Raw genomic sequence first — 12,952 nt, 5'->3', positions numbered from 1 at the left:
CATTGGGAGTGATGCATGTCTCGAACCCTCGTGCTTGTCCGCCACGGCCAAAGCGAATGGAACCTCAAGAACCTCTTTACCGGCTGGCGTGATCCGGGCCTGACCGAAAAAGGCCATGCCGAAGCCAAGGCCGCAGGCGAACGTCTCAAGGCTGCCGGTCTGAAATTCGACATCGCTTTCACCTCTGCACTGACCCGCGCTCAGGTGACCTGCCAGCATATTCTGGATCAGCTTGGCCAGTCGGATCTCGAAACCATCCGCAATCAGGCGCTCAATGAACGCGATTATGGCGACCTCTCCGGCCTCAACAAGGACGATGCACGCGCCAAATGGGGGGAAGAGCAGGTTCACATCTGGCGCCGTTCCTATGACGTGCCACCGCCGGGCGGTGAAAGCCTGAAGGATACCGGCGCACGTGTCTGGCCTTATTACATGTATTACATCCAGCCGCATGTGCTGCGCGGCGAATCGGTTCTGGTTGCTGCCCACGGAAATTCGTTGCGCGCGTTGATCATGGCGCTTGAAGGTCTCAGCCCGGAAGAAATCCTCAAGCGGGAACTCGAAACCGGCGTTCCTATCATTTACCGCCTGAATGCTGATTCGACGGTTGCCTCCAAGGACGTGCTGTCTGCGAAATAGATGATTCTTTTCGCGGGAAATGATTCTTTTCGGGTGATTCTGCCTGCCGAAAGCCGCCACATGCGGCTTTCATCGTCTCATATCAGTGTGTTAGCTGCAATTTTTGCTTTTTTGGCCTGCTTTTCCGCCTGTCCACAAAGCTTCCATAAAAAAAGCTGGATTAAGATGGAAAACGCGATTGACAGAAGCAGGCTGACCCCTTAGATGGGTGCTCGTTGCCCAGGTGGCGGAATTGGTAGACGCACCAGCTTCAGGTGCTGGCGCTCGCAAGGGCGTGGAGGTTCGAGTCCTCTCCTGGGCACCAGTTCCAAGTCTTCCGACCATTACCAAGGTCTGGAAGCAGCCCAAAAAGCCCGTTTGCGCGGGCTTTTTTGTTGCTTGAATTCATTGATGTTTTCCGGTTCCCGCTTCTAAACGGCAGGTGCGGCTTCAGGACAGCTCATGCCCAGACAAGACAGGGGCATGGCCCTTCGTCTCAATGCAACAGGTTGCGCCCGGGTTGTGTCGCGCATGGAAGCAGCATCTCCAGGGCATGCCAGAATTGATCGGCAATCAGATCCCTGCAACAACGCCTGGCAGCCGCAAGTCAAACCGCGCAGTCTTTGTCTTTCTCAGGCAGCCAAGGATATTGTCCAAATAACAAAGCGTGGTTCTGACATCAAAACACCGCAATTCTTGACAAGTAACACCTCTCTCGCGCGCCCATCAATGATTTGTGACGCTGGGCATCGTTGTTTTATACAGAGTCGACTTGGCGTAGCATGACGCGATACTATATTTGTCTCTGGTCAAACCACATACGGGTATAAAAGGGTGCACAGGAAAAAAGGGCCAAGCCGCCTCTCGTCAACGATCCTTCAGGCGATCCGCAACCGTCCGGGTTTCAGGCCGGCCAGCGCCAATATCGGTGGCGGGGACATTGTCATTGCCTCCTATAATGTCCACAAATGCGTTGGCATCGACAAGGTCTTCAGCCCGCAGCGCACCGCCGATGTGATCAGCGAAATCGATGCGGATGTGATCGCGCTACAGGAGGCAGACAAGCGTTTCGGCGAACGCGCCGGCCTGCTTGATCTGGGGCTTCTGGAACGCCGCCACGGCCTGGTGCCCGTGCCGATCACCTCCACCATGCCAAAGGCGCATGGCTGGCACGGCAATGTCATCCTGTTTCGGGAAGGCGTGGTCAGGAATGTCCGCCAGCTTGCCCTGCCCGGCGTCGAGCCGCGGGGAGCGATCATTGTCGATCTGCAGTTTCCGGCCGGCGATCTGAGAGTCATCGCCGCCCATCTCGGCCTGTTGAAGCGCTCGCGCGAGCAGCAGGCCGAAACCATCCTGTCGATCCTGCAGGAAGCCGACACATTGCCAACCCTGATGATTGGCGATCTCAACGAATGGCGTATCGGCAAGCGCTCTTCGCTGGCATCACTCCTGCCGATCTTCAACCATGAGGCAACGGCCGTGCCAAGTTTTCCGTCGCGCTTTCCCGTACTGGCGCTCGACCGTGTGCTCAGCACGCCGCATAATCTTGTCACCTCGGTTGAGGTGCATAATACGCCACTTGCCCGCGTTGCTTCCGATCATCTGCCGCTGAAGGCGCATGTCAATCTGCGCGGCGCGATGGAATATCTGAACTGCCAGACGCAGCAGGACGAGTTGCAGCAACTGGTGTCGTAGGATTTACAGGAACGGCGAGCCAAGCCAGATGATACGGTCGGCCAGCCGCGAAAGGAACGGTCGGGCCTTCAGCTCTTCCAGATAGACCTGATGGCTCGTCTCGATCACCTTGCCGATGCGCTCTTCCACCTGACGCGCCATCGTGTGGTCAAGAATTTCCATATCGACCTCAAAATTCAGCCGCAGCGAGCGCGGGTCGAGATTGGATGAGCCGACATAGCTCCACGCACCATCGATCGTCATCAGTTTGGAATGGTTGAAGGCGCCGCCTGCGCGCCAGATGCGGCAACCGCCCTTCAGAAGCTGGTCGAATTGTGCCCGCATGGCGCGGTCGACCAGTTTCAGATTATTGACCCCCGGCACAACAATATCGACCGAAACGCCACGCCGTGCGGCCGTGACCAGCGCGCTGATCAGTTCGCGGTCGGGTAGAAGATAGGGCGACATGATGAGGATATGTTCCTGCGCAATCGAAAACGCCCCCATCATCATGCGATGGTTGGTTTCAATATTGCGGTCAGGGCCCGAGGCGACGACACGAATCAGCGTGCCGCTGCCGGGCGGATTTCTGGGCGCTGCAATCTGCCATGCCTCACCGCTCAACAGTTCTTTCGTGGTAAAGCGCCAGTCTTCCGCCACGATATGGAAGAGATCGGCCACGGCCGGGCCTTCAACCCGGAAATGCGTATCAACGGCAGCCGCGTCACCCGCATAGGCATGGGTGAAGCCGGCTCGGATATTCATGCCGCCGGTAAAGGCAATCTGGCCATCGACGACCAAGATCTTGCGGTGGGTGCGCAGATTGGCATAGGGCAGCCGCAGGCCAATGATGATATTGCCATTGAAGACATCAACCCTGATGCCATTTTCCTTCAACAATTTGACGATGCTGGGGAAGGAATAGCGCGCGCCGACCGAATCGACCAGCACCCGCACTTCGACGCCGCGTTTGACGGCCGCACCAAGCGCTTCCACAAATTTCAGCCCGATCGGATCACGGTCGAAAATATAGGTTTCCAGAAAGACGCTGCGTTTGGCCCCGGCAATGGCGGCCAGCATGGCGGCATAGGCATCATCGCCATTTTCCAGCATGGAAATCTCATTGCCGCTGGTGAAATCATAGGGGCTCACCACATCGCCCAGTATTTTCATCGCGCCGAACTGTTTCCCAAAGATCTGGCGCACCCGTTCATTGGTGGTGTCAAAATGCGACAGGTGATATTGCGCCGCCCGCCCTCTTGTATCGCGCTGCTGGCCGATGGTCTTGCGGCGCATGCGGTTGACGCCGGCAACCGCATAGATGATCGCCCCGACAAAGGGCGACAGCATGATGACGCCGACCCAGCCGAGTGCGGTGCGCACCTCGTCCTTGGTCATGGTGGCATGAACGGCAGCACTCGTGCCCAGCACGACTGACAAAACCGCAAGAATATGGGGCCAGTAATTTGAAACGAGATCAACCATCACCAAGACAATAAGCTGAAAAATACTGAGATGGCAAAGGGATATAATGGGCAGCGCCACTTGTCAAAAGAGTCTAAAAATCGTCTGCCTAAAACAGCAGACGCTAGTCAAGGCCACTCACTTCAACTATGGTACAGCATAGATGGGTAATTGGGGAAAAATCTATGTCAATCAGCAATAATCATGATCAGTCACTCATGCCGTCGGAAGTTTCCAGCAAATGGGGCTGGTTCGTAGCACTTGGTGTGGCGCTTCTTGTCCTGGGTGGCATTGCATTTGGCAATCTGGTTGTGGCCACTGTCGTCTCGGTCTATTACGTCGGCATGATGATGCTGATTGCCGGTGTGATTGAAATCATCCATGCCTTCGGCGTCAAAAGCTGGGGCCAGTTCTTCTTCTGGGTGCTGAGCGGTCTGCTTTATGCCGCAGCCGGCGTCATCGCCTTTATCAACCCGATCCTTGCCGCAGGCGTGCTGACCTTCCTGCTTGCCGCCGCCCTGCTCGGCTCGGGCATTTTCCGTATCTATCAGGGCTTCAAGTCCAAGCCTGCCACAGGCTGGGGCTGGATCGTGGCCGGTGGCGTTGTGACCGCCCTTGCCGGTCTGGTGGTCGCACTGCAATGGCCGGTGAACAGCCTGTTCATTCTGGGGCTCTTCCTTGCCATCGACCTGATCTTCCAGGGCTGGGCCTTCATCGCCTTCGGCCTTGGCATCAGGAAATGATCCTGCAATAAATCTCCGACATTCCAGGCGGCGCGTTCAGCGCCGCTTTTCATTTGAACTCGACCTTTTGGCACGAGCCTGCTAGATGCAGCGCAACATTTACGTGGCGCGCAGCCTGCGCAAGCCCTTTGCCATGACGAGTTTCTGATGTCTCAAGATCACCCAGTATCAAAACGGCGCACATTCGCGATCATCGCGCACCCCGACGCCGGTAAGACCACGCTGACCGAAAAACTGCTGCTGTTTGGCGGCGCAATCCAGCTTGCCGGTGAAGTGAAGGCCAAGAAAGACCGCATCCAGACCCGTTCGGACTGGATGAACATTGAACGCGACCGCGGCATCTCCGTCGTCACCTCGGTCATGACCTTCGAATACAAGGACTGCATCTTCAACCTGCTCGACACGCCGGGCCACGAAGACTTCGCCGACGATACCTACCGCACGCTAACCGCCGTTGACAGCGCCGTCATGGTCATCGATGCCGCCAAGGGTATCGAGCCGCGCACGCTGAAGCTGTTTGAAGTCTGCCGCATGCGCGACATTCCGATTGTCACCTTCATCAACAAGATGGACCGTGAAGCGCGTGATCCGCTGGAAATCCTCGACGAGATCGAGGAAAAGCTTGCTCTTGATACTTCACCGATCACCTGGCCGATCGGTTCGGGCAAAAGCTTTGCCGGCACGTTTGACCTGCACAATGATACGCTGCGCCGTCAGGACAATGAGGAACAGCCAACCAGGGTAAGCGGCCCGGAAGAAGCCGCGCAGCTTTTGCCGGAAAATGAACGACAGGCCTTCATCGACAGTGTCGAGCTTGCACGCGGCGTCTGCCGCCCGTTTGACCTGCAATCCTTCCGCGAAGGCCATATGACGCCGGTCTATTTCGGCTCGGCACTCAAGAATTATGGCGTGCGCGATCTGATCGACGCCTTCTGTGATTATGGCCCAAGCCCGCGCGACCAGCAGGCCGATACCCGCATGGTCAAGGCCACCGAAGACAAGATGACCGGTTTTGTGTTCAAGATCCAGGCCAATATGGATCCGAACCACCGCGACCGCATCGCCTTCCTGCGCGTCTGCTCCGGCAAGCTTTCGCGCGGCATGAAGGTCAAGCTGGTGCGCACCGGCAAGCCGATGAGCCTGTCGGCGCCGCAATTTTTCTTTGCCCGTTCGCGCCAGATCGCCGATGAAGCCTTTGCCGGCGATGTGGTCGGCATCCCGAACCATGGCACATTGCGCATTGGCGACACGCTGACCGAGGGGGAAGACATTCTGTTCCGCGGCGTGCCGAACTTTGCCCCGGAAATCCTGCGTCGCGTGCGTCTGGATGATGCGATGAAGGCGAAGAAGCTGCGCGAGGCCCTGCAGCAGATGGCCGAAGAAGGCGTGGTTCAGCTCTTTGTGCCGGATGATGGCTCGCCCGCCATTGTCGGCGTCGTCGGCGCGCTGCAGATCGACGTCCTGACCGAACGCCTCAAGGTGGAATATTCGCTGCCGGTTGGCTTTGAAGCTGCGCGCTTTACAGTCTGCCGCTGGATTTCCGCTGATGACCCGGCAGAGCTTCAGCGTTTCATTGCCGCACACCGCGCCGATATCGCGCATGACCTCGACAATGATCCGGTCTTCCTTGCCCAGAACGCCTTCTCGCTCAATTATGAGGCCGAGCGCTGGAAGGATATCCGTTTTGCCACCGTCAAGGATTATCAGGTGCGCGGCAAGGCCTGACGCGCACCGAGCGATTGATCATGCCAGAAGTCTGGCGGCGATTTTTTCCGCCAGTCTTTCGGCAACCTGATCCTTGCTCATCTGCGGCCATTCCTCGATGCCGTCGCGACTTAAAATGCGCACGCGGTTGTTGTCGCCACCCATCACATCGCCGGAAACATCATTGGCAACGATCCAGTCTGCGCCCTTCCTTTCCAGCTTGCGCAGTGCATTTTCCTGCACATTTTCCGTCTCGGCTGCAAAGCCGACCACCAGACCGGGGCGCTTTGGACTATGGCCAACGCCGGCGAGAATATCCGGATTTTCCACCATGCTGAGCGTGGGAGCGCTTTCGCCGGGCTTTTTCTTGATCTTCTGGTCGGCCGTATTGGCGGTGCGCCAGTCAGCCACCGCCGCCACCATCACCGCCGCATCGGCCGGCAATAATTGTTCGACCGCCGCATTCATCTCGCGCGCGGTCTCGACATGGATGACATGGACACCTTCCGGATCCGGAATATTGACCGGGCCGGAGACGAGATGCACGCTTGCCCCCAGCCGCGCCAGCGCCGCCGCAATGGCATGGCCCTGTTTGCCGGACGAGCGATTGGCAATATAGCGCACCGGATCAATCGGCTCATGCGTCGGACCGGAGGTCATCACGATGGTCTTGCCGGCAAGCGGACGCGCCTTTGGCGCAAGCAGGGCTTCAATGGCCGCGACAATGGCAAGCGGCTCGCTCATCCGACCCGTGCCCGCCTCGCCGCTTTCGGCCATTTCGCCCTTTTCCGGGCCAATGAAATGCACGCCATCCTTTTCCAGCGTCAGGCGATTGCGCCGTGTCGCCGGATTGTCCCACATGGCCGGGTTCATGGCGGGCGCAATCAGAACCGGAATTTTTCGTGCAAGCAGCACCGCGCTTGCCAGATCATCCGCCAGACCATGCGCCATCTTCGCCATCAGATCAGCCGTGGCTGGCGCCACCACGATCAGATCGGCATCACGTGCCAGACGGATATGGCCGACATCCTGCTCGTCCTCACGCGAAAACAGATCGGTATAGACATGATCAGCCGCAACCGCGCCAATGGTCAGCGCCGTGACAAATTGCTGCGCGGCATGGGTCATGACCGGGCGCACCTCTGCACCGCGCTCCCGCAGGCGACGGATCAGATCTGGCGTCTTGTAGGCAGCAATGCCGCCGCCAATGATGAGCAAAATGCGCTTTCCCGCAAGCGAAGCGCTGATGGCAGGGGAAACGGATTTCGGCGCATCCGGCACATCAAGCCCCGCCAGCAATATCCGCGCTTCCTCTTCCATGGAGCGGCCATTTTGCGCGGCCCTGATGCGCAAACGCTCCTTGGCTGCATCATCGAGATTACGGATGGTGATACTGGCCATTTGATTGCACCTAGATGGTTACAGTGCAATCAATGAAATCAATTTTGGCTTTTCAGTCAACAAAAACCTGGACGAAAAGCTAAAGAATAAGCTTTATCGCGATTGCAGCCAGTGAAATTGCAATCACAATCTGCGCAATCCGTCCCCAGCGCGAATGCTGCGCCTCGGCCCGGCCAATAGCCTCTGCCGTTTCAGCATCGAAGCGAAGGCCTTTTTCCGCCATCTGGTCCATGGCAAGGGACAGGCGCTCGAAGCGCCGTACAAATTCCGGCGTCTTGCGGCTAAGATGCAGCAGCGCATAAGCGCTGTCCCGCGCATCGAGCATCATGCCGCGCGGCCCAAGATTATTGGCAATCCAGTCGCCGACAACCGGCTCTGCCGCCTTCCACATGTTGAAATGCGGATCAAGCGTGCGTGCAACCCCTTCCACCACCACCATGGTCTTTTGCAGCATCAACAGCTCGGTGCGTGTTTCCATGTCGAACAGCTCGGTCACTTCAAACAGCAGGGTCAGAAGTTTCGCCATGGAAATGGTTTCGGCTGGCTGGCCGTGGATCGGTTCGCCAATGGCGCGGATAGCCTGGGCAAAGCTGGTCACATCATGCGTATGCGGCACATAGCCCGCCTCAAAATGCACCTCCGCCACGCGCATATAGTCGCGCGTGATAAAGCCATAGAGGATTTCCGCCAGAAAACGGCGATGTTCCTTGTCCAGACGCCCGGTAATGCCAAAATCAACAGCAACAATCATGCCGTTGCGGTCAACGAACAGATTGCCCGGATGCATGTCGGCATGGAAAAAACCGTCGCGCAGCGTATGGCGCAGGAATGACTGGATCAGCGTCACGGCAAGCTGTTTCAAGTCATAGCCCGCCGCCTTCAGCGCATCAATGTCCGACATCTTGATGCCGTCTATCCATTCCAGCGTCAGCACATCGCGGCCCGTGCGCTCCCAATCCACGGCAGGCACGCGGAAGCCGGCATCATCCTTGATATTCTCAGCAATTTCGGACAATGCCGCGGCCTCAAGGCGCAGATCCATTTCAATACGCGTGGTCTGTTCCAGCGTCTTGACCACCTGAACCGGGCGCAGACGGCGCATATAGGGAATATGTTTTTCCTGCAGCTGCGCCACCATGAAGAAGCTTTCCAGATCGCGCTGGAAACGCTGGCGCACGCCCGGACGGATGACCTTCACCGCAACCTTCTGCAGCCTGCCATCCTTCATCACCTCGGCAGGATGCACCTGCGCCATGGAAGCAGCGGCGATTGGCGCATCAAGGCGCACAAAGAGATCATCGATCGTGCGCCCAAGCGAGCCTTCGATCGTCGCAATCGCCTCTTCCTGCGGGAAAGTGTCGAGCCTGTCCTGCAACAGTTCCAGATCGGCCGCGACCGCCCGCCCGACAATATCCGGACGTGTGGCGAGAAATTGGCCCAGCTTGACATAGGATGGCCCCAGCCGGTTCATCGCCCGCGACAAGCGTTCCGAGCGCTGGACATGGCGCGCGCGCGGACGCGCCAGCCAGCCAGCAATCCTGTGCCCCAATGCCGGCAGCCCCGAAAGACCTTCGATGGGCAGCGCCGCGATCACGCCCTCACGCGTCAGGATCCATCCGGCCCGCATCAGCCGGAATGCAGCCGAAATACTCACGATTACAGTTTCCAACCAGAATGAAGCGCGGCAATGCCGCCGGTGAAATTGCGAAAGCTGACGCGCTCAAAACCGGCAGCTTCAATCATCACGGCAAAATCCTGCTGTTTCGGGAATTTGCGAATCGATTCGACCAGATAGTTATAGGAATCGGCATCACCCGTAATCATCTTGCCCATTGCCGGTATGGCATTGAACGACCACGCATCGTAGAATTTGTCCAGCAGCGGCATTTCAACCTCGGAAAATTCAAGGCAGAGAAAACGCCCGCCCGGCTTCAATACGCGGTAAGCCTCCGACAGTGCCTTATCAATATGCGGCACGTTGCGAATGCCAAAGGCAATCGTATAAGCGTCGAAACTGTTATCCTCGAACGGCAGTTCTTCCGCATTGGCCTCGACAAAATCGAGATTGTCGATCAGACCCTTCCTGATGGCGCGTTCACGCCCGACACCGAGCATCGAGCCATTGATATCAAGAATCGTGACATGTGCCTGACGGCCAGAGGCTTCAACAATGCGAAAGGCGATATCGCCCGTACCGCCTGCAACATCGAGCGAGCGCCAGCCCGAACGCTTCGACGGCGCCAGCCAGGCAATCATCGCATCCTTCCACACGCGATGCATGCCAGCCGACATCAGATCATTCATCACGTCGTAGCGCTTGGCGACCTTATGGAAAACGTCGTTGACCAGGCCCTGCTTTTCGGTTTCATCGACCTTTCTGAAGCCGAACGATTGCTCCATGCCACCATTCACGCCGACGCGCTCTGTATTGCCGTTCTGCTGGCTCATCGTTCTACCTGCTTTTCCATCACGAAATCGATATTGTGTTTAAAGCATATAAACCTTGTGCCAGCCGATACAAGCCGGCAGCGAAACACATTTCGGTTTTGTTGACGGATCTGGTAAACAGCCACACAAGGCTGTCGATCCTGAAAAAAGCGCATAAAACTGTGCGCGCTGTTGCCACACACGTTTCCTTGCCTGTATTCGGTGGCTAAGATGACGCACGGTTGAAAATAGGAATTGGAAAGATCATGGGCGTTACGGTTGTCGATCACCCGCTTGTTCAACACAAGCTCACCATTATGCGTATGCGTGAGACGTCCACAGCCGGCTTCCGTCGGCTGTTGAAGGAAATCTCGCTGCTGCTGTGCTATGAAGTAACGCGCGATCTTGAACTGACCACGATGGAGATCAATACGCCGCTGGTACCGATGGAAGCGCCGGTACTGGAAGGCAAGAAGCTGGTCTTCGCCTCCATCCTGCGTGCTGGCAATGGCCTTCTGGAAGGCATGCTGGATCTGGTGCCGGCCGCCCGCGTGGCGCATATCGGCCTTTATCGCGATCACGACACGCTGCAGCCGATTGAATATTATTTCAAGGCGCCGGAAGATATTGCCAACCGCCTGATCATCGTGGTCGACCCGATGCTGGCCACGGCAAATTCCGCAGTCGCCGCCATCGACAAGCTGAAGGAACGCGGCGCAACCAATATCCGCTTTGTCTGCCTGCTGGCAGCACCTGAAGGTATTGAGCGCTTCACCAGGGCACACCCGGATGTCGAGATCTTCACCGCATCCATCGACAGTCACCTGAATGACAAGGGCTATATCGTTCCGGGTCTGGGCGATGCCGGCGACCGCATGTACGGAACGAAATAATCCCCAGAGCGGAACACTTCTGCTAGACTGCAGATGATATTCATCTGCAAGCGAGGACAGGATCATGACCACCGAAGAACGTCTGGTCGAACTGGAAATCCGCGTTGCGCTTCAAGAAAAGACGATCGAAGAACTCTCCTCCGTCGTCACCGAGCATTGGAAAACCATCGAGCAGCTGACCAAAAAGCTGAATGCGCTGACCGACAGGTTTCTTGTGCTGGAAGAACAGGCGGCACCGGAAGTGCCGGTCACCAGACCGCCGCACTGGTAAAACCGAATGCCTGATCATCAAATGGGGCGCAGGGCAACCTGCGCTCCATTTGTTTCAAGGTTCCAAGGTTCAGTGTGCTTTACCGCCCCGGATCGCAGCGCTTTCCAGGGCGATCCGGTTTCAGCTGTCCTTGATCACGCCGATGGCAGGGGGCAGGAAACACCCGTGCCGCGCAGGCCGCAATAGCCGTTCGGGTTCTTGGCCAGATATTGCTGATGATATTCCTCGGCATAATAGAAAGTCGGCGCATCAGCAATTTCGGTGGTGATGCCCCCCAGTCCGCGCGCGGCAAGCGCCCTGCCATAGGCCTCGCGGCTTGCTTCGGCAATGGCGCGATCGCCGGCATCAAATGTATAGATCACCGAGCGATAGGTCGTGCCAATGTCATTGCCCTGCCGCATGCCCTGCGTCGGGTCATGCTCTTCCCAGAAACGGTTCAGCAGGTCCTGCAGCGAGACAACGGCCGGATCATAGACCACCAGCACAACTTCGGCATGGCCGGTAAGCCCCGTGCAGGTTTCCTCATAGGTCGGATTGGGCGTCAGGCCGCCGGCATAGCCAACCGCCGTGACATAGACGCCCGGTATCTGCCAGAAGAGACGCTCCGCTCCCCAGAAACAGCCCATGCCGAACATGATCTGCTTCATGCCCGAGGGCCATGGCCCTTTCAGCGGACGACCGGAAACAAAATGGTTCCGCGCGGTTGGTATCGCGTCTGGTCGACCGGGAAGCGCCTCTTCAGGCGCAGGCATTTGCATCTTCTTCTGATAGCGGTCGAAGATCTGCATCTTGTTCTCCAATAGTATGATTAGATCCCAAAGCGACCAAACGGACGTTCGCGCTTATACCCTATCAGATAGGCAGCCAGCGCCAGAATACCAAATATCAGCCATCCCGGCTGTTCAAGAGCGGGAACGACAAACCTGTTCCATATATCCGCGCCGAACTGCTGCGATATCCATGTTTCGAAATCCATGAGGCTTTCCGGTGCATTACGTTCCCACATGGCAAGCAACGGCCTGAACACCAGTTGCGATGCCCCGACCGAACGGGCGCCGTCAAGTATGGCAAAGATGACAGCCTGCGCCAGAAACAGAACCGAAAAAACGCGAAAAACTAAACGGATCAAGCTCTTTCATCCCTTTCGTGCGCCAGCGCACATCATCGTAAAACTATAAAGGAACACGCAATCTGACATGATTCTATTATAACATTCCTGACTCACAAGAAGGCTCATCCTTTGCATGATGAACGTGTCCTAACGCCTTGAAGGAATCCAGATCCTGACACAGGCAAACCGGCTTTTCGGGGAAAACTGTCCTCATGCGACCGCTCCAGAACAGCAAACATCCCTTGGGAAGGTCAAAATTATATAAAACAAACAATAAGTTACACAATAACGCGCAGCCCTTTGCAGAAACTGATGCATTTCATCCAAAATCTTGCAAATAGCAGTTGATCATATCGTCATTCTGGCTATATTGCGCGCCGCTACCGTATGTTTGGCATCTGACCAATGTCAGCTTTGATACGGCGCTGAGTTTGCAGTCAGTTCTTGCATTTTGCACGACACCCACGACAGCAAGCCGGATGGAGAGGTGGCCGAGTGGTTGAAGGCGCACGCCTGGAACGCGTGTATACGGGAAACCGTATCGAGGGTTCGAATCCCTCTCTCTCCGCCAGTATCAATTTGCAAACTCCCAACAGCCCGATTTAACCGCCGAAATTCCTTTTGATTTCAAAGGGGGTTAGCGATT

General features: G+C 56.8%; 12 protein-coding genes and 2 tRNA genes. 8 read left to right on the top strand and 6 right to left on the bottom strand.

The window, feature by feature from the left end; all coding sequences use genetic code 11:
• The first annotated feature begins 15 nt into the window (after positions 1 to 15).
• From ACFO1V_RS03770 to ACFO1V_RS03760, 3 genes are all read left to right on the top strand, one after another.
• Positions 16 to 639 carry a 2,3-bisphosphoglycerate-dependent phosphoglycerate mutase gene (locus tag ACFO1V_RS03770; RefSeq protein WP_374831914.1) on the top strand — a complete coding sequence of 208 codons (624 nt, stop codon included), beginning with the start codon at positions 16 to 18 and terminating at the stop codon, positions 637 to 639.
• Between the two features lie 217 nt (positions 640 to 856).
• A tRNA-Leu gene (locus ACFO1V_RS03765) sits at positions 857 to 943 on the top strand.
• Between the two features lie 509 nt (positions 944 to 1,452).
• On the top strand, positions 1,453 to 2,313 hold the full coding sequence (locus ACFO1V_RS03760) for an endonuclease/exonuclease/phosphatase family protein (protein ID WP_374831916.1): 861 nt from the start codon (positions 1,453 to 1,455) through the stop codon (positions 2,311 to 2,313).
• 3 nt (positions 2,314 to 2,316) lie between these two features.
• Here ACFO1V_RS03760 and cls read toward each other — a convergent pair whose 3' ends face one another.
• Positions 2,317 to 3,777, bottom strand: coding sequence for a cardiolipin synthase (gene cls / locus ACFO1V_RS03755; protein WP_374831918.1), 1,461 nt, complete (start codon positions 3,775 to 3,777; stop codon positions 2,317 to 2,319).
• 164 nt (positions 3,778 to 3,941) lie between these two features.
• On the opposite strand from cls, the gene ACFO1V_RS03750 reads away from it, so the two are divergent.
• The gene (locus ACFO1V_RS03750) at positions 3,942 to 4,499 is read left to right on the top strand and encodes an HdeD family acid-resistance protein (protein WP_374831920.1); all 558 of its coding nucleotides are present in this window, start codon (positions 3,942 to 3,944) and stop codon (positions 4,497 to 4,499) included.
• A gap of 147 nt (positions 4,500 to 4,646) precedes the next feature.
• A complete protein-coding gene (locus ACFO1V_RS03745) occupies positions 4,647 to 6,224 on the top strand; it encodes a peptide chain release factor 3 (protein WP_374831922.1) in 1,578 nt (525 codons plus the stop codon).
• Positions 6,225 to 6,242: 18 nt separating this feature from the next.
• Here ACFO1V_RS03745 and coaBC read toward each other — a convergent pair whose 3' ends face one another.
• The 3 genes from coaBC to ubiE form a co-directional block, all read right to left on the bottom strand.
• A complete protein-coding gene (gene coaBC / locus ACFO1V_RS03740) occupies positions 6,243 to 7,604 on the bottom strand; it encodes a bifunctional phosphopantothenoylcysteine decarboxylase/phosphopantothenate--cysteine ligase CoaBC (protein ID WP_374831924.1) in 1,362 nt (453 codons plus the stop codon).
• A 79-nt stretch (positions 7,605 to 7,683) separates the two neighbouring features.
• Positions 7,684 to 9,231 (bottom strand): 2-polyprenylphenol 6-hydroxylase, encoded by a 1,548-nt coding sequence (ubiB, locus tag ACFO1V_RS03735; protein WP_374831948.1) that lies wholly within the window; start codon positions 9,229 to 9,231, stop codon positions 7,684 to 7,686.
• Positions 9,232 to 9,260: 29 nt separating this feature from the next.
• Complete coding sequence (gene ubiE / locus ACFO1V_RS03730; protein ID WP_374831926.1) at positions 9,261 to 10,052, bottom strand: bifunctional demethylmenaquinone methyltransferase/2-methoxy-6-polyprenyl-1,4-benzoquinol methylase UbiE; 792 nt, start codon at positions 10,050 to 10,052, stop codon at positions 9,261 to 9,263.
• Positions 10,053 to 10,297: 245 nt separating this feature from the next.
• Here ubiE and upp point away from each other — a divergent pair, with 245 nt between their 5' ends.
• Together upp and ACFO1V_RS03720 are read left to right on the top strand one after the other, a co-directional pair.
• Complete coding sequence (gene upp / locus ACFO1V_RS03725) at positions 10,298 to 10,924, top strand: uracil phosphoribosyltransferase (protein WP_374831928.1); 627 nt, start codon at positions 10,298 to 10,300, stop codon at positions 10,922 to 10,924.
• 64 nt (positions 10,925 to 10,988) lie between these two features.
• Positions 10,989 to 11,195, top strand: coding sequence for a SlyX family protein (locus tag ACFO1V_RS03720; RefSeq protein ID WP_374831930.1), 207 nt, complete (start codon positions 10,989 to 10,991; stop codon positions 11,193 to 11,195).
• 134 nt (positions 11,196 to 11,329) lie between these two features.
• Here ACFO1V_RS03720 and msrA read toward each other — a convergent pair whose 3' ends face one another.
• Together msrA and ACFO1V_RS03710 are read right to left on the bottom strand one after the other, a co-directional pair.
• Positions 11,330 to 11,983: a peptide-methionine (S)-S-oxide reductase MsrA gene (msrA, locus tag ACFO1V_RS03715; RefSeq protein ID WP_374831932.1), complete on the bottom strand. Its 654-nt coding sequence runs from the start codon at positions 11,981 to 11,983 to the stop codon at positions 11,330 to 11,332.
• A gap of 20 nt (positions 11,984 to 12,003) precedes the next feature.
• Complete coding sequence (locus tag ACFO1V_RS03710) at positions 12,004 to 12,324, bottom strand: hypothetical protein (RefSeq protein WP_374831934.1); 321 nt, start codon at positions 12,322 to 12,324, stop codon at positions 12,004 to 12,006.
• Positions 12,325 to 12,787: 463 nt separating this feature from the next.
• On the opposite strand from ACFO1V_RS03710, the gene ACFO1V_RS03705 reads away from it, so the two are divergent.
• Positions 12,788 to 12,877 (top strand) — tRNA-Ser (locus ACFO1V_RS03705).
• Positions 12,878 to 12,952 lie beyond the last annotated feature (75 nt).

This window comes from Daeguia caeni (assembly GCF_042653845.1).
Classification (GTDB): domain Bacteria; phylum Pseudomonadota; class Alphaproteobacteria; order Rhizobiales; family Rhizobiaceae; genus Brucella; species Brucella caeni.
Note: the sequence above shows the minus strand (reverse complement) of the source record. Positions and strands in the feature narration are given on the sequence as shown.